20 protein-coding genes and 1 tRNA gene are annotated in these 24523 nt (G+C 63.2%); 16 read left to right on the top strand and 5 right to left on the bottom strand.

What is annotated here, in order from left to right; translation table 11 throughout:
- The first annotated feature begins 79 nt into the window (after positions 1 to 79).
- The 5 genes from NKJ13_RS16865 (at position 80) to NKJ13_RS16845 (ending at position 7011) form a co-directional block, all read left to right on the top strand.
- The gene (locus NKJ13_RS16865) at positions 80 to 871 is read left to right on the top strand and encodes a cyclase family protein (RefSeq protein WP_352506100.1); all 792 of its coding nucleotides are present in this window, start codon (positions 80 to 82) and stop codon (positions 869 to 871) included.
- A gap of 309 nt (positions 872 to 1180) precedes the next feature.
- The gene (locus NKJ13_RS16860) at positions 1181 to 2752 is read left to right on the top strand and encodes a phytoene desaturase family protein (RefSeq protein ID WP_352739399.1); all 1572 of its coding nucleotides are present in this window, start codon (positions 1181 to 1183) and stop codon (positions 2750 to 2752) included.
- The gene (locus NKJ13_RS16855; RefSeq protein WP_352739401.1) at positions 2752 to 3231 is read left to right on the top strand and encodes a MarR family winged helix-turn-helix transcriptional regulator; all 480 of its coding nucleotides are present in this window, start codon (positions 2752 to 2754) and stop codon (positions 3229 to 3231) included. Before NKJ13_RS16860 ends, NKJ13_RS16855 begins: the two co-directional genes overlap by 1 nt.
- A gap of 44 nt (positions 3232 to 3275) precedes the next feature.
- Positions 3276 to 5429 (top strand): thiamine pyrophosphate-dependent enzyme, encoded by a 2154-nt coding sequence (locus NKJ13_RS16850; RefSeq protein ID WP_352739403.1) that lies wholly within the window; start codon positions 3276 to 3278, stop codon positions 5427 to 5429.
- Positions 5422 to 7011, top strand: a complete 1590-nt coding sequence (locus NKJ13_RS16845) for an indolepyruvate oxidoreductase subunit beta family protein (RefSeq protein WP_352739405.1) — start codon at positions 5422 to 5424, stop codon at positions 7009 to 7011. Before NKJ13_RS16850 ends, NKJ13_RS16845 begins: the two co-directional genes overlap by 8 nt.
- A 192-nt stretch (positions 7012 to 7203) precedes the next feature.
- Here the strand turns inward: NKJ13_RS16845 and NKJ13_RS16840 are convergent.
- Positions 7204 to 7279 (bottom strand) — tRNA-Thr (locus NKJ13_RS16840).
- A 341-nt stretch (positions 7280 to 7620) separates the two neighbouring features.
- On the opposite strand from NKJ13_RS16840, the gene NKJ13_RS16835 reads away from it, so the two are divergent.
- Positions 7621 to 8766 (top strand): hypothetical protein, encoded by a 1146-nt coding sequence (locus NKJ13_RS16835; protein WP_352777904.1) that lies wholly within the window; start codon positions 7621 to 7623, stop codon positions 8764 to 8766.
- Positions 8767 to 8867: 101 nt separating this feature from the next.
- Here the strand turns inward: NKJ13_RS16835 and NKJ13_RS16830 are convergent, their stop codons facing one another.
- Positions 8868 to 10469 (bottom strand): cisplatin damage response ATP-dependent DNA ligase, encoded by a 1602-nt coding sequence (locus NKJ13_RS16830; protein ID WP_352739409.1) that lies wholly within the window; start codon positions 10467 to 10469, stop codon positions 8868 to 8870.
- 238 nt (positions 10470 to 10707) lie between these two features.
- A complete protein-coding gene (locus NKJ13_RS16825) occupies positions 10708 to 11718 on the bottom strand; it encodes a ligase-associated DNA damage response exonuclease (protein WP_352702546.1) in 1011 nt (336 codons plus the stop codon).
- A gap of 109 nt (positions 11719 to 11827) precedes the next feature.
- On the opposite strand from NKJ13_RS16825, the gene NKJ13_RS16820 reads away from it, so the two are divergent.
- Both NKJ13_RS16820 and NKJ13_RS16815 read left to right on the top strand, forming a co-directional pair.
- Positions 11828 to 12772: a methyltransferase domain-containing protein gene (locus tag NKJ13_RS16820; RefSeq protein ID WP_352740891.1), complete on the top strand. Its 945-nt coding sequence runs from the start codon at positions 11828 to 11830 to the stop codon at positions 12770 to 12772.
- A gap of 55 nt (positions 12773 to 12827) precedes the next feature.
- Complete coding sequence (locus tag NKJ13_RS16815) at positions 12828 to 13184, top strand: hypothetical protein (RefSeq protein ID WP_352777902.1); 357 nt, start codon at positions 12828 to 12830, stop codon at positions 13182 to 13184.
- Between the two features lie 7 nt (positions 13185 to 13191).
- Here the strand turns inward: NKJ13_RS16815 and NKJ13_RS16810 are convergent, their stop codons facing one another.
- Positions 13192 to 14055, bottom strand: coding sequence for a prephenate dehydratase (locus NKJ13_RS16810; protein ID WP_254816209.1), 864 nt, complete (start codon positions 14053 to 14055; stop codon positions 13192 to 13194).
- A gap of 33 nt (positions 14056 to 14088) precedes the next feature.
- Positions 14089 to 14817 carry a 3-deoxy-manno-octulosonate cytidylyltransferase gene (locus NKJ13_RS16805; RefSeq protein WP_023676856.1) on the bottom strand — a complete coding sequence of 243 codons (729 nt, stop codon included), beginning with the start codon at positions 14815 to 14817 and terminating at the stop codon, positions 14089 to 14091.
- Between the two features lie 192 nt (positions 14818 to 15009).
- Here NKJ13_RS16805 and NKJ13_RS16800 point away from each other — a divergent pair, with 192 nt between their 5' ends.
- From NKJ13_RS16800 to NKJ13_RS16765, 8 genes are all read left to right on the top strand, one after another.
- Complete coding sequence (locus NKJ13_RS16800) at positions 15010 to 15663, top strand: c-type cytochrome (protein WP_352476004.1); 654 nt, start codon at positions 15010 to 15012, stop codon at positions 15661 to 15663.
- 173 nt (positions 15664 to 15836) lie between these two features.
- Positions 15837 to 17720 carry an extracellular solute-binding protein gene (locus NKJ13_RS16795; RefSeq protein WP_352506113.1) on the top strand — a complete coding sequence of 628 codons (1884 nt, stop codon included), beginning with the start codon at positions 15837 to 15839 and terminating at the stop codon, positions 17718 to 17720.
- Positions 17720 to 19588: an extracellular solute-binding protein gene (locus NKJ13_RS16790; protein WP_352686862.1), complete on the top strand. Its 1869-nt coding sequence runs from the start codon at positions 17720 to 17722 to the stop codon at positions 19586 to 19588. Before NKJ13_RS16795 ends, NKJ13_RS16790 begins: the two co-directional genes overlap by 1 nt.
- 30 nt (positions 19589 to 19618) lie before the next feature.
- A complete protein-coding gene (locus tag NKJ13_RS16785; protein WP_254816205.1) occupies positions 19619 to 20713 on the top strand; it encodes a microcin C ABC transporter permease YejB in 1095 nt (364 codons plus the stop codon).
- A complete protein-coding gene (locus NKJ13_RS16780) occupies positions 20713 to 21852 on the top strand; it encodes an ABC transporter permease (RefSeq protein ID WP_352506115.1) in 1140 nt (379 codons plus the stop codon). The genes NKJ13_RS16785 and NKJ13_RS16780 overlap by 1 nt, the downstream gene beginning before the upstream one ends.
- Positions 21853 to 22076: 224 nt before the next feature.
- Positions 22077 to 22310: a hypothetical protein gene (locus tag NKJ13_RS16775; RefSeq protein ID WP_352506116.1), complete on the top strand. Its 234-nt coding sequence runs from the start codon at positions 22077 to 22079 to the stop codon at positions 22308 to 22310.
- The gene (locus NKJ13_RS16770; RefSeq protein WP_352506117.1) at positions 22310 to 22810 is read left to right on the top strand and encodes a type II toxin-antitoxin system VapC family toxin; all 501 of its coding nucleotides are present in this window, start codon (positions 22310 to 22312) and stop codon (positions 22808 to 22810) included. Before NKJ13_RS16775 ends, NKJ13_RS16770 begins: the two co-directional genes overlap by 1 nt.
- A complete protein-coding gene (locus tag NKJ13_RS16765) occupies positions 22807 to 24435 on the top strand; it encodes an ABC transporter ATP-binding protein (protein ID WP_352686858.1) in 1629 nt (542 codons plus the stop codon). Before NKJ13_RS16770 ends, NKJ13_RS16765 begins: the two co-directional genes overlap by 4 nt.
- The last annotated feature ends 88 nt before the right edge of the window (positions 24436 to 24523 follow it).

Below are 24523 nucleotides of genomic sequence, written 5' to 3'. Positions count from 1 at the left end.
GATGCATATGTTTTCGTCTAGTAGGATATTAAGGGCCGCGAGAGCCTTCAGAACCATCGAGAAAGAGGGAACAGAGACCATGGACACACAACAACTCCTCGGCGACGTCGCCGGCCAGCTTCTTTCAGGCGCCATCCAGGTGGTCGACCTGACGGCGCCGCTCGGGCCCAACACGCCGCTGATTAAGCTGCCGCCGGAGCTGGCGGTGGACACGCCGAAGGTCGAGATCCACGCCATCTCCCACTATGACAAGAACGGTCCGTGGTGGGCCTGGAACTGGCTGAAGCTCGGCGAACACTCGGGCACGCATTTCGACGCGCCGCAGCACTGGATCACCGGCAAGGATTATCCGGACGGTGCCACCGACACCATTCCGGTTCAGAATTTCGTCGGCCCGGTCAATGTCATCGACTGCTCGAAGCAAGCCGCCGCCGATCACGACTTCCTGCTCACCGTCGACCACATCAAGGCCTGGGAAGCCAAACATGGCGCTATCAACGCGGGCGAATGGGTGGTGATGCGCACCGACTGGTACAAGCGCAACGGCTCGGAAGCCGAGTTCCTCAACGCCAATGAGACCGGACCGCACACGCCCGGACCGACGGCCGAGGCCATCCAGTATCTGATCAGCAAGGACATCAAGGGCTGGGGCAGCGAGACGATCGGCACGGATGCTGGCAAAGCAGGGGGAATGGAGCCGCCATTCCCGGCGCACAGCCTGATGCACAAGGCCAACCGCTATGGGCTCGCCAGCCTGTGCAATCTCGACCGGCTGCCGCCGAAGGGCGCGATCCTGATCGCCGCACCGCTCAAAATCGAGCACGGCACCGGCAGCCCGATCCGCGCACTGGCGCTTGTGCCGAGACAATAGGGCAACTGGCGGTCTTCGGGAGAAGATCATGCTTGCAGGCAATGCTGTGGTGACGAGTTGGGAGCGGCAGTCTTGCAAGGCTGCTCTACGGCGCCCTCCCCTGTCCTGCCGGACATCTCCCCCACTTAGGGGGAGATTGGCAGTTTCGGTGCCCCGCTCATTCCTGCGACGTTGGAGAGTGGCGAAGGCCGCGGTGACAGCCGATCTCCCGCCAAGTGCGGGAGATGTCCGGCAGGACAGAGGGGGGCGCGAAGAAACGCCAATCCACACAAATGAATTCCACCTTCCGCTCACCCGGAGCAACCCTCGATGAGCGATATCGATCACATCATCGTCGGTAGCGGCATCAACGCGTTGGTTTGCGCGGCGATGCTTGGCGGCAAGGGGGCGAAGGTGCTGGTGCTCGAGCGCAACGACCGCATCGGCGGCTGCATGCGCACCGAAGAAATCACCGCGCCCGGCTTCATCCACGACGTGATGGCGACGACCTTTGTCCTGTTCATCACCTCGCCGGCCTATGCGGCGCTGGGCAAGGATCTGGCGCGGCACGGCCTGGAGTTTTGCAACACCTCCACGCCGACCGGTGTGCTGCGCCCGGACGGCAGCCATGCCGTCCTGCGCACCGATCGTATCGCCAATGTAGCGGCGATCAATGCGCTTGCCGCGGGCGACGGCGACCGGCACGCAAACGATGTCGGCGAGATCGAACGCAATGCTGGCCTGCTGTTCGGTCTGCTCGGCGGCAGCCTGTGGTCTTACCCGACGGCAAAGCTGCTCGCGGGCGAAGCCTGGCGGCGCGGCCCGCGTGGCCTTGCCGCCTTTCTCGGCAGCGCGCTGGTGCCAGCGCGCGGTTGGTTGGAAAGCACCTACCAGTCGGAAACCATGCGCGCGCTGTGGGCGCCCTGGGTGCTGCATGCCGGCCTTGGGCCTGAGGACGCGTTCTCCGGCCAGATCGCCAAGGTCATCGCCTTCGCGCTTGAGGCGGCCGGCGCGCCGATTGTCAAGGGCGGCGCCAGGAATCTGCTGTCTGCCTTCGAAGCCCTGATCAGGGAACGTGGCGGCGAAATCCGCACCGGCGCCGACGTGGCGGCTATTGTCCAAGGCGGAGGCCGCGCCGCCGGCGTGCGGCTGGCTTCGGGCGAAACGATCAGCGTGAACCAGAGCGTCATCTGCTCGGTCACGCCGACCCAGCTTTACGGGCGGCTGCTCGGCGGCGCGGTTTCAAAAGCCGACGTCGAGGCAGCGCAAAAATACCGCTACGGCAAGGGCAATTTCCAGATCCACTATGCCTTGGACAAGCCGCCGGCATGGCGCAGCGAGGGCCTGGACAAGGTCGCGCTGCTGCATCTGACACCGGGGCTCGACGGCGTGTCGAAGGCCTGCAACGAGGCCGTGCGCGGCCTGCTGCCGGAGGTGCCGACCATCTGCGTCGGCCAGCCGCACGCGCTCGACCCGTCGCGCTGCCCGGACGGCAAGGCGATCCTGTGGCTGCAACTGCCCGAGGCGCCACGCCATATCAAGGGCGATGCCGCCGGCAAACTGCAAACACCGGCAGACGGTCGCTGGACCGAGGCGCTGCGCGAAGCCTACGCCGACCGTGCCGAAGCGATCCTCGCCAGCCATATCGATGGGTTCAAGAACAGCGTCATCGCGCGCCGCGCCTGTTCGCCGGCTGACCTGGAAGCGATGAACATCAATCTGGTCGGCGGCGACCCCTATGGCGGTTCCTCGACCATCGACCAGTCGTTTCTGTGGCGGCCGCTCAAGACGAGCCGCAATCACGAAACCGGGGTCAGGGGTCTCTACCACATCGGCGCCTCGACCCATCCGGGTGCGGGCTTGGGCGGCGGCTCCGGCTTTCTCCTGGCGGGGAGGCTGTGATGGAACAGAAGGTTGAAAAACGCCAGCGCATCTCGACTTTGGGCCAGATCGGCCTGCAGCAGTTCGCGCCCTATCTGATGAACCGCATCATGGGCCGCTACAACGCCACGCTGCGCGACAATTTCCGCAAGCAAGGCCTGACCATTCCGCAGGTGCGCACGCTCGCCGTGTTGTCGGTCACCGATGGCGTCACCGTCAACGATCTCTCGGTCTATACCGTCATCGAGCAGTCGACCTTGAGCCGCACGCTCGACACGCTGGAGGGGCAAGGGTTTGTTCGGCGCGAGCAGGGGGTCACCGACAGCCGTATCCGCCATGTGTTCCTGACCGACGATGGCCGCGCCGAGTTCGCGCGCGCCTGGCCGGCCATGCACGATGCTTTCGAGGCAATGTTCGACGATGTCGACGATGCCGAATACGCGGCGCTGATCGCGACATTGCAGAAGATGCTGAAGAACATTCACAAGCACGACATCTAAGCTTACGCGCCGCCGGATCCCGGCGGCAACGGAAGGAGTCCAAAATGGCCGAACGGTCTTTTGCCAAGGAAGTCGAAAAGCTCAGGCTCGGCGCCGGCGAGGAGTTTTCCGGCGAAGGCATTCTCGCCATCACCAAGGCGCTGCTGCAATGCGGCGTCGGCTATGTCGGCGGCTATCAGGGTGCACCGATCAGCCATTTGATGGACGTGCTGGCCGACGCGCAGGATATTCTGGGCGAGCTCGGCGTGCATTTCGAGGCGAGCGCCTCGGAAGCCACCGCCACCGCCATGCTGGCGGCATCGGTGCACTATCCGATCCGTGGCGCGGCCACCTTCAAGTCTACGGTAGGCACCAATGTCGCCTCCGACGCGCTCGCCAATCTCGCTTCCGGCGGCGTCACCGGCGGTGCATTGATCATCGTCGGCGAGGATTACGGCGAAGGCTCCTCGATCATGCAGGAGCGCAGCCACGCCTTCGCCATGAAGAGTCAGGTCTGGCTGCTCGACCCGCGCCCGAACCTGCCGTCGATCGTCAAGACGGTGGAGGACGGCTTCGAGCTGTCCGAGGTTTCCAACACGCCGGTCATGCTGCAGGTCCGCATTCGCTGCTGCCATGTCCACGGCCATTTCATCGCCAAGGACAACAAGCGCCCGGCGATGACGGTGGCCGATGCGCTCGAGGCGCCGCGCCGCGACACCGGCCGCATCGTGCTGCCGCCCGCGTCCTTCCTGCACGAGAAAGAAAAGGTGCAGAAACGCTGGCCGGCGGCGGTCGATTTCATCCGTACCAATAAGATCAACGAGTTTTTCGGCCCGGAGCACGGCTCGGTCGGCATCGTCATGCAGGGCGGCATGTACAATTCGGTCATCCGGGCGCTGCAGCGGCTCGGCCTCGCCGACACCTATGGCGACACCGACGTGCCGCTCTATGTGCTGAACGCCGTCTACCCGCTGGTCGATGACGAATTCCTGTCCTTCTGCGAAGGCAAGGACGCCGTGCTCGTCGTCGAGGAAGGCCAGCCCAACTACATCGAACAGGCCTTTGCCGCGATGCTGCACAAGGCCGGCCGCGGCACCAAGCTCGTTGGCAAGGAACATCTGCCTATGGCCGGCGAATATACCGGCCAGGTGATGCTCGACGGCATCGGATCGTTCCTGCGTGCCACCATCCCGCATCTGCTGCCAAGCGAGGTCCGCGCGCCCAACAAGATCGGCGACGGGCTCGACACCGCCGACCTGATCAACGTCGTCCCGGGCCGGCCGCCCGGCTTCTGCGTCGGCTGCCCGGAGCGGCCGATCTTCGCCGCCACCAAGCTGGTCGAGCAGGAGCTGGGCAAGCACCACATCGCCTCCGACATCGGCTGTCATTTGTTCTCGATCATGCCGCCTTTCGAGCTCGGTGCCACCACCATGGGCTACGGGCTGGGGCCGGCCTCGGCCTCGGCGTTCAACTCGCCCGATGCCAAGCGCCGCTCGATCTCCTTCGTCGGCGACGGCGGCTTCTGGCACAACGGCCTGACGTCCTCGATCGGCAATGCCGTGTTCAACAAGAACGATGGCGTCATCGTCATCGTCGATAATTTCTATTCGGCGGCGACGGGAGGGCAGGATATCCTTTCCTCCCGCGCCGGCAACAAGACGAAGTCGACCAAGCATCCGATCACCGAGGCGGTGAAAGGCATGGGCGTCAAATGGCTGCGCCACATCGACCGCACCTATGATGTGACCAGGATGCAGGACACGCTGCGCGAGGCGCTGACGACGGACGAGAAGGGCCCGAAAGTCATCGTCGCCTCGTCCGAATGCATGCTCAACCGCCAGCGTCGCGAGAAGCCTTTGGTCGACAAGGCGATCAAGGGCGGTGAGCGGGTCGTCAAGCCGAAATTCGGCGTCGACGAGGACATCTGCACCGGCGACCATGCCTGCATGCGGCTCTCCGGCTGTCCGTCGCTGTCGGTGAAGTCGCTCGATGACCCGCTGCGCGACGATCCGGTGGCGCATATCGACCAGAGCTGCGTCGGCTGCGGCAATTGCGGCGAGGTTGCCGATGCGGCGGTGCTGTGCCCATCCTTCTACCGCGCCGACGTGGTGCATAATCCAAGCCGCTGGGACCGTTTGCTTGAAGCCGCGCGGCGCGCCACGATCCGCCTCTTGCAGCGCCGCCGCGAAAGCCGGCGGCTGATATTCGCCGATGCTTGACGCTGTCCCATCAACCCGTTCCAAGGCCGGCGCGCTGGACGACGGGCGCATCATAAAGCTTGCCGTGCTGGCGGTTGGCGGCCAGGGCGGCGGCGTTTTGGCCGACTGGATCACCGACGTCGCCGAGCGCAACGGCTACGTCGCCCAATCGACCTCGGTTGCCGGCGTCGCCCAGCGCACCGGCGCCACCATCTACTATGTCGAAATGTGCCGCGACACCGGCCGGCTGCCGGTCTTCGCGCTGTCGCCGTCGCAGGGCGACGTCGATATATTGATCGCCGCCGAACTGATGGAAGCCGGCCGCGCCATCATCCGCGGGTTCGTCACGCCGGAGCGCACCACGCTGATCGCCTCGTCGCACCGCATCGCAGCGGTCTCCGAGAAGATCGAACCCGGCGACGGCCGCGCATCGTCCTCGAAGGTGCACGCCACGGCTGAAGCCGCGGCCAAGCGCTTCATCGCCTTCGACATGGAGAAGATCGCCGTCGATAACGGCTCGATGATCTCGGCCAGCCTGCTCGGCGCGCTGGCCGGGTCCGATGCCTTGCCGTTCACACGCGAGAGCTATGAGCAGGCCATCGGCGCCGGCGGCCGCGGCGTCAAGGCAAGCCTCGCCGCCTTCGCCGCCGCCTACGATCGGGCGCGCGCCATCGCGAGTGCGCCTTCGGGCGACAAGACTGCACAGCCGGCGGCCGCTGAAACCCGCTCGGCCGCGGCGACAAATGTCAGCGGGCCGGAAAGCCTGTTGAAGGGCTGGCAACAACTGGCGGCGCGCGTCGCTGCTTTGCCTTTACCCGTGCACGACATGGCGCTTCGCGGCCTGAAAAAAGTCGTCGACTACCAGGACGTCGCCTATGGCGGCGAGTATCTCGACCGGCTCGACCGGGCGGTCGTCCTGGACAATGCCGAACATGACTACGTGCTGTCGATCGCCGCGGCCAAGCATCTGGCCAACGCCATGTGCTACGACGACATGATCCGCGTCGCCGATCTGAAGACACGCTCGACGCGCGACCAGCGCGTACGCCGCGAAGTCGGTGTCAAGCAAGGCTCAGTCCTGCAGGTGACCGAATATTTCCATCCGCGCATCGAGGAATTCTGCGGCACGCTGCCGGCCGGGCTCGGCAGCTACATCGAGGACCGGCCGAAGCTCGCCGCCTTTCTCGACCGCCGCATCAATCGCGGCCGCCACATCCGCACCGACAGTTTCGCCGGCTTTGCCGCTTTGTGGTTCATCGGCGGCTTGCGCCGCTGGCGCCGCCGCCTGCTGCGTCACAAGGTCGAGACCGCGCATCTCGATCGCTGGTATGCGCTGGCGCTGGGCCAAGTCGGCCAAGACTACGCGCTTGGTACGGAGATCCTCAACTGCCGCCGGCTGATCAAGGGTTACAGCGACACCCACGCCCGCGCGCAGTCGAAATTCGACCGGGTGCTGTCGGCGCTCGACCTGGTCAAGGGCCGCCCGGACGCCGCCGACTGGATCCGGCGCCTGCGCGAAGCGGCGCTGAAGGACGAGAAGGGCGACATGCTCGACGGCGCGCTGAAGACCGTGGCGTCGCTGGGCGACAATCCGGTGAGGTGAGGCGCTCCTTCGACCCGGCTGCAACTCAGTCTGTCGTCCATGTCGCCTTCGACGCGGCAGTCTACGAAGGGCACCCTGGAAATCCGGACTGCCCGACGTGTCGGTTACGGACATGGATTTCGCTTATTTGGGCTTGCGTCCAAATAACTTTCTAACAGACAGGCTAAATTTGCCGGCAATTCCAAGGATAACTGGTGCCGCTTGCGTGACTCGAACACGCGACCCCATCATTACGAATGATGTGCTCTACCAACTGAGCTAAAGCGGCCCGGGAAGCCGTGCTTCCAAGATGGGCTGGGTGATAGACGCAACCGGCCGCGAATTCAAGATGGCTGCGCGAATTCAGGACGAGCAATTCGTCTCCGTCCCAGGCCGGGCGCAAGGGCAGCCGCCGCGCCGATGCGATGCCGTATCGGCAGGCCGCCCCGTCCGTCACGTCGGGGCCGTGACGGAAAAATCAGCGAAAAAGGTTGATTTCTTTACCGAAAACCGCCGAAATGAGCTTTGTATCCCTCGGCAAGGCAGAATGCAGCCGCTCGCTTGTTGATTGATTGGTCGCCTGCGGCTAACGATCATGACAATGTGAGTGGAATTGCAGAGGGAATTCGTTTGGACGCGATCGAAAAAGCGATCCGCAACGCCTTTGAGAAAGGCAATGCCGACGACCGGGCGTTTCGCGAGCGGGTCTACCGATCGGCTTTCGCGGCACTCGACCGTGCCCTGCAGGCCAATCCAAACGTCACCGTGGAAGTCGCCATCAAGCGCCGCAAGGCGGTCCAGGCGAAGATCACCGAAATCGAATCGGAATTCCTGCCGGCGGTTACCGACGTCGCCGCGCCGACCGACAGTTTGGAGGCAGCACCGGAGGTGGAGCCTCCGGCCGAAGCCGAGCCCGCGCCGTCGCCCGATGTCGTCGTTGACGGTCCGCCGCAGCCGCCCGAATCCGATGCGCCCCGGTCGCGCGTCCTGCCGGTCGTCCCGGACATAATGCCCGATGCGCCTGTTCCCGAGGCGCCGGTGATCGACATGGGGGCCTCGGCTCCGACCGAAGCCGAAACCGACGACGCGGAAGTGACGCCCGACCGCGACGACCGGCGGGCGAGGCGGCGGCGCCTGCCTTTGACCGCGATCTTCTTCGGCGTGACGCTGCTCGCAGCCGCCGGCATCGGCCTTTATTTCGCCAACCAGACCGGCGTCTTCAAATCGGCGACCGAACTCGACACGGCGCCGCCGGAAGCGCCGCCAACGGTCGACGGCGATGATTTCACGCCGGACAACACCGCTTCGCCGCCAAAGCAGGGCGAGGCGGACCAGGCGCGCGACTGGATCAACGTGTTTTCGCCGGGTGACCCGACGCAGGTCAATGCACCGTCGGACGCCAAGGCCGACGTTATCCAGGACGAAAGCGGTTCCTTCCTGCGCATCCGCTCGGGTGCATCCGGTTCGGCCATCAGCTTCGACGTCGGGCAAGGCGCGCTGGAAAAACTCGCCGGCAAGCATGCCACATTCGACATCATCGCGCGCTCCGAGGAGGGCCAGGAGACGCAGATTTCCGTCGATTGCAATTTCGGCGAACTCGGCGACTGCGGCCGCAAGCGCTATGCCGTCGGTCGCGAGCGCAATGAATATCTGTTCGACGTGCGCTTTCCCGACAAGCATCCGGGTGCTGCCGGCACCATCGCCATCAATTCCGACTTCGACAAGCAGGGCAAGTCGGTCGACATCTACGAGATTCGCGTCTCGGTCGTTCCGTAAAGCACGTCGCGTTCGGACGGGCCTCATGCGACGCAGTTTAGGTTCTTGTTTTGATGCATGTCGTTACCGCAAAACCGCTGCACGCTTTTGCGCGACATGCATTAACTATCGAGCAGCGCCTGCAGCGTCTCGATGCGGTCGGCTTCCGCCGCCGGCTTGTCCCAGCGCAGCCGCGAAATGCGCGGAAAGCGCATGGCGACGCCGGATTTGTGCCGCGTCGAACGGTTGAGCCCTTCGAACGCCACCTCCAGCACCAGGCCCTGTCTGCGATCGGCCCGTACCGAGCGCACCGGGCCAAAGCGCTCAATCGTATTGTCGCGGACATATTTGTCGATTTGCCTCAGTTCCTCGTCGGTGAAGCCGAAATAGGCTTTTCCCACCGGCACCAGCTCCTCCGATCCTTCCGGCCCGGACCAGACGCCGAATGTGTAGTCGGAATAGAAGCTCGAGCGTTTGCCGTGGCCGCGCTGGGCGTACATCAGCACGGCGTCGACCGTGTGCGGATCGCGCTTCCATTTGAACCACGGCCCCTTCGGCCGCCCGGCCACATAGGGCGAATCCCAGCGCTTCAGCATGACGCCTTCGATGACCGGATGCAGCGGCTTGCGGCGCAATTCCTCCAGCGCCTGCCAGGTGGTGAATGCGACCAGCGGCGACAGATCGAAGCGACTCGGATCGAGTGTCCTGACGAAGGCCTCGAGCCGGCCGCGTCGTTCGCGGAAGGGCAATCCCCGCACATCCTCGTCACCAATCTGCAGCGCATCGTAGCAGCGCATGAAGGCGGGGTATTGCTGCTGGATCTTGGGTGACACGCTCTTGCGGTTCAGCCGCTGCTGCAGGTCCGAGAACGTGCCCGTCGCCTGCCTGGGGTCACCGACCAGAAGCTCGCCGTCGAGGGAGCCTGAAAAATCCATCGCCTCGGCAAGATCCGGAAAAGCGCCGGAGACATCGTCACCGGTGCGCGAATAGAGCCGGCGAATGCCGCCTTCGCAAACCGCCTGGACGCGGATGCCGTCCCATTTCCATTCGGCCGCGTAGTCGGCCGGGTCGAGCTTTTCGAGGTCGCCGTCGCCGACGGCGTTCGACAGCATCACTGGCCTGAACAGCGCCAGCGCCGTCTTCCTGGGTTTTTCCGCCTTGCCCTCCAGCCAGGCGAACAGAGCCGCATAAGGCGGCGTCAGCCCGTGCCAGAGTTCCTCGATCTCGGCGATATCGACCTTGCCGAAATCGGCCAGCGCCTGCTTGGCGAGCCGCGCCGAGACACCGATGCGCAGGCCGCCGGTGACCAGCTTTATGATGGCAAAGCGCGCGGACGTGCTGGCGCTGTCGAGCAGCCGGGCCAGCACCTGCGGCCCGTCGGAACGGCTTGCCGCCTGCAGCTTGGCCACCACCTCGGCCAGCGTCGGCGCGTGGTTCGCAATATCGAGAGGCGATTGCGGCCAGACCAGCGACACGGTCTCGGCCAGGTCGCCGACATAGTCGTAGGAATAGCCGAACAGCACGGGATCCATGCGCTCGATCACCAGCGTGCGCAGCATTGCCGGCTTGACCGCGGCGATGGAAAGATCGCCGGTAATGGCCGCCAGCGCCAGCCCGCGATCCGGATCCTCGACGCTGCGGAAATAGTCGGTCAAAAGCGTCAGCTTGCCGTTGCGCGACGGCGTCAGCACCAGCCGGTCGAGAAGCTCGGCGAAGCGGTTCATGAGCGGAGCGCCAAGGGGGGAAGTTTGCGATCCTTCGCGCCCCCCTCTGTCCTGCCGGACATCTCCCCCACGAGGGGGGAGATCGGATGTCGCGACTGGTTTCGCCAATCTCGAACGTCGCTGGAATGAGCGCGGCGGCGAAGAAGCCAATCTCCCCCCTTGCGGGGGAGATGGCCGGCAGGCCAGAGGGGGGTGTGAAGGATCGCGGCGCCCGCGATTGGTGGTTCAACAATTGCCATCAATCGCCCTCGTCCTCATAGCCGACGAGATGCAGCGGCCTGGCGGCGATGCCTTCGAGTTCGCACCAGCGCACCAGCGCCTCCTCGCGGCCATGCGTCACCCAGATTTCTTCCGCGCCGGTCTCCTTGATCGTTGCTGTCAGCTCGTCCCAGTCGGAGTGATCGGAGATAATCAGCGGCAGCTCGACGCCGCCCTGCTTGGCGCGCTGGCGGATGCGCATCCAGCCTGAGGCGAAGCACGACATCGGATCGGGAAAGCGCCGCGCCCAGCGATCGGCGAAGGCGGATGGCGGGCCGATGACGATGGCGCCGGCAAAGTCGCTTTTTTGGCCGGTCTCGACGGTCGCCGGTTCCAATGTGCCGAGATCTATGTCCTGGCTCTGGTAATATTCGCTGAGCTTGGCCAGCGCACCATGGATGTAGATCGGCTTTTCGTAGCCGGCATGGCGCAGCAGCCGCATGACACGCTGCGCCTTGCCCAGCGCATAAGCGCCGACCAGATGCGTGCGCTCGGGAAACTGTTCGGTCGATTTCAGCAGCCGGGCGATCTCTTCGGAATCGGGTGGATGGTGAAACACCGGCAGGCCGAACGTCGCCTCGGTGATGAAGACGTCGCACTGGAGCGGCTCGAACGGCTCGCAGGTCGCGTCGTTCTGGCGTTTATAGTCGCCGGACGCGACGATGCATGTGCCCTGATGCGCGACCTTGATCTGCGCCGAGCCCAGCACATGGCCGGCCGGGTGAAAGCTGACGGCCACACCGCCAAGCGCAATCGTCTCGCCGAGCACGGCGGCTTGCGTCGTTCCGGCAAAACCTTCGCCGTAACGCAGACCCATAATATCGAGCGTCTGCTGCGTCGCCATTACCGAGCGGTGGCCGGAGCGGGCATGGTCGGAATGGCCATGCGTGATCAGCGCCCGGTTGACCGGCCGCACCGGGTCGATGAAGAAATCGCCGGGCGGGCAATACAACCCTTCCGGCCGGGGATGAAGCAGGTCGCTGGCGCGCATGGCCCCAAGATAGGCGCTAATTCCGGCGCGGGAAGCCTGTTGTAAGTCACTGCTGACTCCAGCATAGAGCGCAAGCCGGGCTGCAAACACCCGGCGGAACTCGATCACGATGAAACCGCTCCAGACCTCGTCCGGCGATTTGACCGCCGACCGCCGCGCCGACTATGCCGAAATGCTCTATGCATCCGGCGATCATGCGGCAGCCGCGGAATTGCTGCTCGGCGCGCTCGAACTGGCGCCGCAATGGCCAGCCGGCTGGTTCCGCCTCGGCGAGATGCAGGAAGCGGCGGGCGCGCCCGATCGTGCCGCGCAGGCCTGGACGACGACACTGCGGCTCGACCCGGCGGACAGGCTCGGCGCGGTGCTCAAGCTGCAATTGATCGGCAGGGCAGCGGCTGCCCAGGCGCCGCCCAGCGCCTTTGTCGAGACGCTTTACGACCACTATGCCGAAAGCTTCGAGGGTGAGCTGGTCGACAGGCTCGGCTACCGTCTGCCCGAATGCCTCGACCGCGCCATCCGGGCAGCACGGCCGGGCCGGTTTTCGCTGGCGCTCGATCTCGGCTGCGGCACCGGCCTCATGGGCCAGAAGCTGCGGCCAATCGCCGATCGGCTGGAGGGTTACGACATCTCGGCCGGCATGCTGAGGCAGGCGCGCGCCAAAGGCCTCTACGATCTGCTCGTCAAGACGGACCTGCAGGATTTTTGCTATTCTGGCCCGAAAGCCGATCTGGTGACGGCGGCCGATGTGTTTATCTATGTCGGCGCACTCGACAGGGTGGTGAACAAGATTGCCGGAATGCTTGCCGGCGGCGGTCTGTTTGCGTTCTCCGTCGAGACGCTCCCGGGCGGAGAATCGTCTGACAGTGCCGGCTTCGCCCTGCAGCCGTCGCGCCGCTACGCGCATTCGCGAGGCTATATAGAGCGGGTTCTGGATGCCGACGGCTTTTCGGTCCTGTCGCTGCAGGCAACGATCATCCGGCAGGATCGCCGCGAACCGGTCGAAGGGCTGGCCGTAGTGGCAAGCTTGCTTTCCGGCAGCGTAAAATCTGGCTAAGACTTCTGCCGCTGCGCATGAGAAGCCGCAGCGGCGAAAGACAAGGAGCACGTTCATGCGCTGGAACATGACGGTCTTGGCATCTTGCCTGGCGATGGCCGGCTGCGTCGGCAATTCGATGTCCGAACGGCAGGACGAAAACGTCCAGTCCTCGCTGCTGTATGACAAGGTGCCTTGCGATCAATTGCTGGCGCAACGAAACGGCCTGGCGCAGCAATATCATCTGCCGGTGGACGCCAAGCCGTCCTTCTCCAACCCGGCGACGGGCTTTGGCCCGTTCACGCCGGATATTCGCTCAAAAGCCAAGCGCGACGCCGACCAGGCAAGCGGCAAGATCGACGCCATGAACCGGTCGATTGCCCGCCGCGAATGCGGCAAGCCGGCCAAACAGAACAAGCTCGGCCTGACCTGACCGGGTCCTAATCCGCCACCTTCCACTGCTCGCGCGAGGCGCTGGCGGGATAGACGCCGAGAATGCGCATTTCGCGCGAGAAAAAGCGCAACTCGTCGAGTGCCAGCTTCACCAGCGGATCGTCGGGATGGCCCTCTATGTCGGCGTAGAATAGCGTCGCTGTAAACGCGCCGAGCTGGTAGCTTTCCAGCTTGGTCATGTTGATGCCGTTGGTGGCAAACCCGCCCATCGCCTTGTAGAGCGCCGCCGGCACGTTTCGGACGCGGAAGATGAAGGTCGTCATCATCTTGGCGTCGGCCGAGGGACGTTCGGCCCATTGCTTGTTCTTGGTCAGCACCACGAAGCGGGTGACGTTGCTGTCGGTGTCCTCGACATTCTCCTCGATGATATCGAGCCCGTAGAGGGTCGAGGCCAGTGCCGGCGCCAGCGCGGCCATGGTGCGGTCCTTCATCGCGGCGACCATCTTGGCGGCGCCCGCGGTGTCGCCGGCAACCGCCGCCTTCCAGCCGTTCTTGCGGATGTATTTGCGGCATTGGCCGAGCGCGTGGATGTGGCTGTGCACGGTCCTGATCTCGTCGCGCCTGACGCCCGGCAGCACCATCAGCTGGAAGTGGATCGGCAGAAAGTATTCGCCGATGATGTGCAGCTTCGATTCCGGCAAGAGGTGATGGATGTCGGCGACGCGGCCGGCAATGGTGTTCTCGATCGGGATCATGGCCAGATCGGCCTTGCCGGTCTCGACGGCGTTGAAGGCGTCCTCGAAGGTCGGGCACGGCAACGGCTCCATCGAAGGGAACATGTTGCGGCAGGCGGTGTCGGAATTGGCGCCCGGCTCGCCCTGGAAGGATATTTTGTTGGTCTTTTCAGGCATGCGCGGAGTCTCGGGAATTGGGGGAAGAATTTCTTAGTTGGAAAGGAGCGCCCTGGCGCGTTCGAGATCGTCCGGCGTATCGACGCCAAGCGGCACCGACTGCACGATCTCCGCATCGATGCGCATGCCAGCCTCCAGCGCCCGCAACTGCTCGAGCCGCTCGCGGCGCTCCAGAGGCGACGGCCTTAGCGCAACGAAGCGTTCGAGTGCGGCGCGGCGATAGGCATAGAGGCCGATATGATGGTAGAGCGGGCCTTCGCCCCAAGGGGCGGTGGCGCGGGTGAAATAGAGCGCCCTGAGCCGCGTCGTCGAGAGTGGCGAGCCGACCAGCTTGACGACGTTCGGATTGGTCTTTTCCTCATCGCGGACGATCTCGACGCAGAGCGTGGCGATATCCACCGCCGCGTTCTCGAAAGGCTTCAGCGCGGCACCGATAACAAGGGGGTCGATGGTCGGCAGATCGCCCTGCACATTGACGATGGTCTCGACGCTGTTGCCAGGGTCGAGAATGGTCAGCGCTTCAAAGATGCGGTCGGAGCCGGTTTCGTGGTCCGCCCGCGTCATCACCGCCTCGAAACCATGCGCGCGCACCGCCTCCGCAACGCCTTGCGTATCGGTAGCGACGACCACCCGGCCGAGCCCCGCCTCGGCAGCACGGCGGGCGACGTGGACGATCATCGGAGTGCCGGCAATGTCGGCCAGCGGTTTGCCCGGCAGGCGGGTCGAGGCCATGCGGGCCGGGATCAGGATGAGCGTGGACATGAGGCGGGCAGAGGCTCGAAAAAGAGGGGGACAAAAGTGGCAAAAGGTCTCACTGGCAGCGCCCTTATAGGTGTTGCAACGCCGGAGCAAAAGACCTAGTTTCCGCGCGATTTGACCGCCTCGCAGGGTGGTTCACGATACCGACGGACGGAGTGGACGGATCGGTCCGCCGGAAAAGGGAGCCTGGGGCGTATGGATTCCAACGAAGTCAACAAGCTGCTCGCCGGTTTCCTCGGCACGGTGTTCATTGTCTTTTCCGTTGGCATCGTATCCGACGCGCTGTTTGCCTCGCCGACGCCGGAAAAGCCCGGCTTCGCCATCGAGGCGACCGAGCCCGCCGAAGGCGGCCCGGCCGCTCCCGCCGCGGAGGCCAAGCCGATCGCCGAGCTGCTGGCCACCGCCAACGCCGAAGCGGGTGCCGCCATCTTCAAGAAATGCCAGGCCTGCCACTCCGGCGAAAAAGGCGGCCCCAACAAGGTTGGCCCCGATCTGTGGGACATCATCGACCGTCCGGTCGCCGAGCATGAGGGCTTTGCCTATTCGGCCGGCATGAAGGAGTTCTCCAAGGGCGGCAGCGAGAAGTGGACCTACGACAATCTCAACCACTTCATCACCTCGCCGAAGAAGTTCGTGAAGGGCACGGCGATGGGCTTCGCCGGCCTGCCGAAGGATGAGGACCGCGCCAACGTCATCGCCTATCTGCGCACGCTGTCGGACAATCCGAAGCCGCTGCCGGCGCCCGGCGCCTCGGCCGAAAACGCGCCCGCCAAGCCGGCCGAAGGCGCAGCCCCTGCCAAGCCGGCAGAAGGCGCGGCGCCCGCCGCTCCGGCCGCACCCGCAAAATAACAAAACCGTAATGACATAATCCTTGAAAAAGCCGGGTTCAGCCCGGCTTTTTGCTTAGGAAAAATGCATATGCGGCGACAAAGCTTCTCGGTTGCGGTTTTCAGCGCCGCCAAATGATCTAGATTGAGCCCAGACGCTATGGTGACGGCGCTATATCGCGAAGAGGAGAACGCATGACGGTTGGCCGAGCGCGGATGCTTCTGAAATCAGTGCTGATGCTGGCTGCTTTTGCCGGCGGCCTGCAGGCGGCCTTCGCGGACGAATGGCGCACGACCTCGTCGCTGATCGGCGAATCCAAATACGGCGACAATTTCCAGCATTACGATTACGTCAATCCGGATGCACCGAAGGGCGGCACGCTGAATTCGGTTGTGCTGGGCACGTTCGACAGCTTCAATCCCTACATCGTGCAGGGTTCGCCGGCCGCCGGCTTCGCGCAGTTTGGCGGCGGCCTGCTCTACGACACGCTGATGGAGCAGGCGACCGACGAGGGCAGCACCAGCCATCCGCTGATCGCCGACGCCTATAAATATCCGGCCGACTATTCCTCGGCGACCTACCGGCTCGACCCGCGGGCGAAATGGCATGACGGCCAGCCGATCACCACGGACGACGTGATCTGGTCGTTCCAGGTACTGAAGGCCAACAGCCCGATGTACAGCCGCTATTTCGAAAACGTCACCGACGCCGTCGCCATCTCCGACCGCGAGGTCGAGTTCCACTTCAGTCAGAAAGGCAACCGGGAGCTACCGAAGATCATCGGCGACCTCGTCGTGTTGCCCAAGCACTGGTGGGAAGGCACGGACGCCAGCGGCAAGAAACGCGACGTCACCAAATCGACATTGGAGCCGCCGCTGGGATCGGCCGCCTACAAGATCGCCAGCTTCAAGCCGGGGTCCGAAATCATCTGGCAGCGCGTACCCGATTACTGGGCGGCCAAGCTGCCCGTAAAAATCGGCCGCGAGAATTTCGACAGGCAGCGTTTCAGCTATTTTCTGGACGACAACGCCGCCTGGCAGGCCTTTACCAAGGGCGGCTTGGACGACATCAAGCCGGAGAACAGTTCGAGGCGCTGGAACACATTCTATGATTTTCCGGCAGTCAAGGCCGGTGACGTCATCAAGAAGGAATTCAAGACCGCGTCGCCCGAACCGATGCAGGCCTTCATGCTCAACACCAGGCGCCCGCTGTTCCAAGATCGCCTGGTGCGCGCCGCGCTGATGTACCCGTTCGACTTCGAGACGATGAACCGGACCCTGTTCTTCGGTTCCAACACCCGCACCAGCAGCTATTTCCAGGGCACGGAACTGGCGTCGAGCGGCCTGCCGCAAGGCAAGGAACTGGAGATCCTGGAGCAGTACCGCGACAAGCTGCCGCCCGAAGTCTTCACCCAGGAATTCAAGCTGCCGGTCTACGACACGCCGCAGGCGGAGCGCAAATACCTGAAGACCGCGGTCGATCTGTTCGCCAAGGCCGGCTGGGTGATCAAGGGCGGCAAGATGGTCAACGCCAAGACCGGCGAACCGTTCAAATTCGAGATCCTCGGTTGGAACGACACCGACCAGGTCATCGCCAGCCCATATATCGCCAATCTGCGCAAGATCGGCGTCGACGCGACGCTGCGCCTGATCGACCAGACCCAGTATATCAACCGCGTCAAGCATTTCGATTACGACGTCATCATATGGCAACTCGGCCAGTCGGACTCTCCCGGCAACGAACAGCGCGACTTCTGGAGCTCCAAGGCCGCCGATTCGCCGGGATCGCGCAATTACGCCGGCATCAAGAATCCGGTCGTCGATGCGCTGGTCGATCGGATCATTTATGCCACCGACCGCGACGATCTCGTTGCCGCCACCCATGCGCTCGACCGGGTGCTGTTGTGGAATTTCTACGTCGTGCCGCAATATTACCGCGCCGTGGTCTGGCTCGCCTACTGGAACAAGTTCGGTATGCCGGAAAAGCAGCCCGCCTATAGCGGCGTCGACCAGAATTCCTGGTGGATCGACCCGGCCAAGGAAAAGGCGCTGGCGGCCAAATACAAGAGCGGCAATTGATGGCGGCGCTGCCCCGTCGCGACTTCCTCGCCCTGGGCGGTGCCGCCGCGGCCGCAGCGCTGCTGCCCGGCCGGGCTTTCGCGGCCATTCCAACCGGCGTGAAACTGCACGGGTTGTCGGCTTTTGGCGATCTCAAATACGGGCCGGATTTCACGCATTTCGACTGTGTCAATCCGGACGCTCCCAAGGGCGGCCGGATGAATTTCGCCCCGCCGAACTCCACCCTCAATCAGAGCTTCCTGACTTTCAACACACTGAACTCACTGGTGTTGAAGGGGGATTCGCCGCCGCGCACCGAGCTCTGCTTCGATTCGCTGATGGCAAGGGCAGTCGACGAACCGGATGCGGTCTACGGCCTGCTTGCCGAATCCGTTACCTTGTCGCAGGATCGCAATGGCTACCGCTTCAGCCTGCGGCCACAAGCGCGCTTCCATGACGGGTCGCCGCTGACCGCCGACGACATTGCCTTCGCCTTGAACCTCTACAAAGACCGGGGACATCCGAACCTTTCCCAAGCGCTGCGGCACATGACAGAAGCGGTCGCAATCGATCCGCTTACAGTCAACCTTACCTTCAACGGCCAACAGTCCGCGCAGAATATCCTCGCGATCGTCGTAATGCCGATCGTGTCGAAAGCGTTCTACACCGCCAATGATTTCGACGCCTCGACGATGACGCCACCGCTCAGCTCCGGACCATACAGGGTTGGACGGGTGGTGGCCGGGCAGACTGTCGAATATGAACGCGTCGCCGACTATTGGGGCCGCGATCTGGCCGTGAACCGCGGCAGTTATAATTTCGACCGCATCCGTATCGATTTCTACCTTGATCGCCAGGCAGCCTTTGAAGCATTCAAGAAAGGGGATACGCATTTTCGCGAGGAGTTCACCTCGCGGGTATGGGCGACCGGCTACGACTTTCCAGCACTGAAGGATGGCAGGGTCGTCAAACGCGAATTTCCTGGCGAGAAAACGCCATCCATGCAGGCTGTCGCGCTGAACCAGCGCCGTCCGCAGTTCCGCGACATTCGCGTGAGACGGGCAATCGCCTATTGCTTCGACTTCGAATGGACCAGGCGGGTTCTGTTTTTCGACTCCTACGAGCGTTCGCAATCGAACTTCGAGCGATCGGATTACAAGGCCAAGGGCCTGCCCTCACCCAAGGAGTTGGCCCTGCTGGAGCCGTTTCGAGCCGAGTTGCCGCCGGAGACCTTCGGCGAACCGGTGATGCAACCCGTCTCCGACGGTTCCGGGCACGACCGTAAGCTGCTGCGCGAGGCTTCGAGGCTGCTTGCCGAAGGCGGCTGGAAGCGAGCGGGCAATTTCGTCCTCAACGACAAAGGCGAGCGCCTGCGCGTGGAAATGCTTGCCGAGGACGAGGGTCTCGTTCGTATTTTCGCGCCATGGTCCGAGAATATGAAGGCGATCGGCATCGACGCTTCGATCCGGCAGGTCGACTCGACGCAATTTGAAGCGCGGCAGAGCAATTTCGACTTCGACTTCAACATGCTCGCATGGTCGATCGGAGCGACGCCCACCGCCGACGGTTTGGAGATTCTCTACGCTTCCCAAATGGCGAAAACGCCGGGGATGCGCAACTATCCGGGTACGGAAAGCAAAGCCATCGACGCGCTGATCGAGGCAGCCGGCAAGGCGCAGAGCCGGATCGAACTCGTAACCGCGCTCAACGCGCTCGATCGGGTCTTGCGCGCGCGGCTAGACTGGATTCCAACATATCATCTGGCGAATCACCGAGCAGCCTTCTGGGACATGTTCGGCTTTCCCGCTCAAAAGCCGGATTACGACTTTCCGGTCGAGACGTCGTGGTGGTTCGACAAAGACAAGGCGGCAAAGATTGGCAAAGGCTGAGATTTTCGCACAAGCGAGGCAGGGAACCTGATGGGCGCCTATATACTGCGCCGCATCCTGTTGATGATCCCGACCCTGTTCGGCATCATGGCGGTATCCTTCGCCGTCATCCAGTTCGCGCCGGGCGGGCCGGTCGAGCAGGTCATCGCCAGGCTGACCAACCAGGGCGGCAGCGATCGCCTAGGCGGCGGCGGCGGTGATGCCGGCGGCGCCAATTTCGATGTCGCCGGCGACGTCGGCTCGAAATACCGCGGCGCGCAAGGGCTCGACCCGGAATTCATCAAGAAGCTGGAGAAGCAGTTCGGTTTCGACAAGCCGCCGCTCGAGCGCTTCGGCATGATGCTGTGGAACTATCTCCGCTTCGATTTCGGCGACAGCTATTTCCGCGACATCTCGGTGCTCGACCTGATCCTGGAAAAGATGCCGGTGTCGATCTCGATCGGACTGTGGATCACACTCTTGTCCTATCTGATCTCGATCCCGCTCGGCATCCGCAAGGCAGTCAAGGACGGCTCCACCTTCGACGTCTGGACCAGCGGCGTCGTCATTGTCGGTTACGCCATTCCGGGCTTCCTGTTCGGCATATTGCTGATGGTGCTGTTTGCCGGCGGCTCGTTCTGGGACTGGTTTCCGCTGCGCGGCCTCACCTCCGACAATTGGGACCAGCTGTCGTGGCCGCAGCGGATCGTCGACTATTTCTGGCACATGACCCTGCCGCTGACGGCGCTGGTGCTGTCGGCCTTCGCCACGACGACGTTGCTCACCAAGAATTCCTTCCTTGAGGAGATACGCAAGCAATATGTGGTCACAGCCCGCGCCAAGGGCCTGTCGGAGCGGCAGGTGCTTTATGGCCACGTCTTCCGCAACGCCATGCTGATCGTCATCGCGGGTTTCCCCGGTGCCTTCATCTCGGCATTCTTCACCGGGTCGCTGCTGATCGAGAACATCTTTTCGCTCGATGGCCTCGGCCTGCTTGGTTTCAACTCGGTGGTGCAGCGCGACTATCCGGTGGTCTTCGCCAATCTCTACATCTTCTCGCTGCTTGGCCTGTTCGTCGGGCTGCTGTCCGACCTGATCTATACCTGGGTCGATCCGCGCATCGACTTCGAGCGGAGAGACGTCTGATGGAGCAGGCGACAGCCGAAACGGCGCCGCCTCGGATCGCGCGGCCCTTTCTGTCGCCGCTCAACCAGCGGCGCCTGCAGAACTTCAAGTCCAACAGGCGCGGCTACTGGTCGTTGTGGATTTTCCTGTTCCTGTTCGTGCTGTCGCTGGTTTCCGAACTGATCGCCAACGACAAGCCGATCATCGCCTCCTACAAGGGCGAGATCCTGTTTCCGGTCCTGGTCGCCTATCCCGAGGAGAAGTTCGGCGGCTTCTATGCGGTCACCGACTACCGCGACCCGGTCATCCAGGACGAGATCAATGCCAATGGCTGGATGGTCTGGCCGCCGGTGCGCTACTCCTACCAGACCGTCAACAACGCCATTCCCGAAGCAGCACCGACCAAGCCGTCCTGGCTCTACGACAAGAAGACGCGATGCAACCAGTATCCGAAAGGCGAAGCGGACCCCAATTGCAACGTCGGCAACTGGAACTGGCTGGGCACCGACGACCAGGCCCGCGACGTGCTGGCGCGCGTCATCTACGGCTTCAGGATATCGGTGCTGTTCGGCCTGATCCTGACCGCCGGCTCGGCGCTGATCGGCGTGGCGGCCGGCGCCTTGCAGGGCTATTTCGGCGGCTGGACCGACCTTCTTTTCCAGCGCTTCATCGAGATCTGGTCGGCGATCCCAGTGCTGTACCTGCTCTTGATCGTCGCCGCCATCCTGCCGCCCGGCTTCTTCATCCTGCTCGGATTGATGCTGCTGTTCTCCTGGGTGGCGCTGGTCGGCGTGGTGCGGGCCGAGTTCCTGCGCGCCCGCAATTTCGAATATGTCAATGCGGCGCGCGCGCTCGGCGTGCCCAACATCACCATCATGTTCCGGCATCTGCTTCCCAATGCCATGGTGGCGACGCTGACCTTCCTGCCCTTCCTGCTCAGCGGCTCGATCTCGACGCTGACCTCGCTCGACTATCTCGGCTTCGGCCTGCCGCCCGGCTCCGCCTCGCTGGGCGAACTGTTGAAGCAGGCGCAGCGCAACCTCAACGCCCCCTGGCTCGGCATTTCCGGCTTCGTCGTCATCTCGCTGATGCTGTCGCTGCTGGTCTTCGTCGGCGAGGCCACCCGCGACGCCTTCGATCCGCGCAAGACGTTCAGATGAGGGCGATGCAGGCTGGCATTCGGCATGTTATATTCCGGAAATGGCAATCCGGACAAAAGCGGACGTACCCTCAAGTGACCGGCGGCTTTGATCGGTGAAACACCAGTGGCAGCCATCGCTCGATCACTGGAGAGCAAATTGGCCGATATGAGCGAACCCGGAGCCATGACGGTGTGTTGGCGTCCGTGCAGTCCGTCAATCCGCACGTTGGGGAAGGAAGGGTTATGAATAGGATCATCCTTGAACACTACCCGGCATCGAAGCTCCCGGATGAACTGCGAAAAGGCATAGCGCCGAGCGCCTCGGTCAGAGTGACAGTGGAGGAGGAGGCCAACAGGCCCCTTGGCCGCGAACAATTGCTTGAACTCATGCGGGATGCTCAGGCCAACGCGCCGGGAACAAGCCTCGACGAGGCTGTCGCGCGTGTTCGTGCCCTCCGCGATGAGTGGGAGGATTGATGGCTGCAGTCCGGCTTTATGTCGACACCAACATTTTCATCTATGCCTTTGAAAACAATGATGCGCTTGCAAACAAACTGCTTCAGCTCATTTCACTGAACGAGGGCAGAAAGCAGCCTTTCCTGGCGACGAGTGAGATCGTGCTCGCGGAGTTGATGGTCGATCCCTTGAGAAAGAACAATGAGCGACTGATCGAGCTCTACGACAATATTTCAATCGGCAATGCCTTCATCTCAATTGGGACGATAACTCGCGACGTTCTCTGGCACGCAGCACAGTTACGTTCGGAATTCCTTTCGTTGAGATTACCAGACGCGATCCATCTTTCCACAGCGATGCACTTCGGCTGCACCCAATTTCTGACCGCGGACACGAGGTTGAAAGAGACCTATTCTATCGCACCAAATCGTCTCGTCCCCCCTCAAATGGCAGCCAAAATTTCGATCATACGACCGGAAATTTCCGCCTTGGACAGGGTTGTCGCGGAAGTTGAGCTATGACCCCCCCTCTCCTCTCGGTCCAGGATCTCAGCGTCGCCTTCACGCAAGGCGGCAGCCAGTCGGTCGCCGTCGACCATATCTCCTTCGACCTCGCCAAGGGCGAGACGGTGGCGCTGGTCGGCGAATCCGGCTCCGGCAAGTCGGTCACCGCGCTGTCGGTGCTGAAGCTGCTGCCCTATCCGACCGCCAGCCACCCGTCGGGAAAGATCCTGGTCCTCGGCGCCGACCTGCTTGCCGCGGACGAGAGAGACTTGCGCCGCGTGCGCGGCAACAAGATCACCATGATCTTCCAGGAGCCGATGACCTCGCTCAACCCGCTGCACACGATCGAGCAGCAGATCGTCGAGGTGCTGAAGCTGCACCAGGGCCTGGGCGATCGCAACGCCAAGGCGCGCACGCTGGAACTTCTGCACGAGGTCGGCATCCGCGAACCGGAAAAACGGCTCGACGCCTATCCGCACCAGCTTTCCGGCGGCCAGCGCCAGCGCGTCATGATCGCCATGGCGCTCGCCAACGAGCCTGAACTGTTGATCGCCGACGAGCCGACGACCGCGCTCGACGTCACCGTCCAGGCGCAGATCCTCGAATTGCTGGCCGGCCTGAAAAGCCGCAAGAACATGTCGATGCTGTTCATCACCCACGATCTCGGCATCGTCAGGAAGATCGCCGACCGGGTCTGCGTGATGACCAAGGGCAAGATCGTCGAGACCGGCCCGACCAAGGAGATATTCGCCAATCCGCAGCACGCCTACACGCGGCATCTGCTTGCCGCCGAGCCGAAAGGCAAGCCGCCGGCGGCCAACCAGGCCGCCAAGCCGGTGATGGTCGGCAAGGACGTCAAGGTCTGGTTTCCGATCAAGAAGGGCTTCTTCCGGCGCACCGTCGACAATGTGAAGGCGGTCGACGGCATCGACGTCACCGTGCGGGCCGGCCAGACGCTTGGCGTCGTCGGCGAATCCGGCTCAGGCAAGACGACGCTCGGCCTGGCGCTGGCCAGGATGATCTCGTCGACGGGGACCATCCAGTTCAACGGACGCGGCATCGATCAGCTGTCCTTCAGCGAAATGCGGCCGTTGCGACGCGAGTTGCAGATCGTCTTCCAGGATCCGTTCGGTTCGCTCAGTCCGCGCATGTCGGTCGCCGAGATCATCGAGGAAGGGTTGAAGATCCACGAGCCGAAACTGTCTCCTGATGCGCGCGACGAGCGTGTCGTCGACGTCCTGAAGGAAGTCGGCCTCGATCCGGCGACGCGCAACCGCTATCCGCACGAATTCTCCGGCGGCCAGCGCCAGCGCGTCGCCATCGCGCGCGCCATGGTGCTCAACCCGCGTTTCGTCATGCTGGACGAGCCGACCTCGGCGCTCGACATGAGCGTGCAGGCGCAGGTCGTCGACCTCTTGCGCAGCCTGCAGGCCAAGCACGATCTCGCCTACCTCTTCATCAGCCACGATCTGAGGGTCATCCGCGCGCTCGCCAACGAAGTCATCGTCATGCGTAATGGCAGGATCGTCGAGGCCGGTCCTTCCGAACAGATTTTCGGCAACCCGCGGACCGACTATACAAAGGCGTTGATCTCGGCCGCCTTCAAGATCGAAACGGCGCCGGTCGGTATCGTCAGCGAGTAGATTTTCGCCAGAGATCATGCACAAAATCAAAACGCTGCCGCGCCCCTGCGAGTCCGGACGCGAACGCTGTTGGTAAAAGGGAAAAACA

The sequence above is a fragment of the Mesorhizobium sp. M0174 genome, assembly GCF_040322275.1.
GTDB lineage: Bacteria > Pseudomonadota > Alphaproteobacteria > Rhizobiales > Rhizobiaceae > Mesorhizobium.
This window is presented reverse-complemented; position numbering and strand designations above follow the sequence as displayed.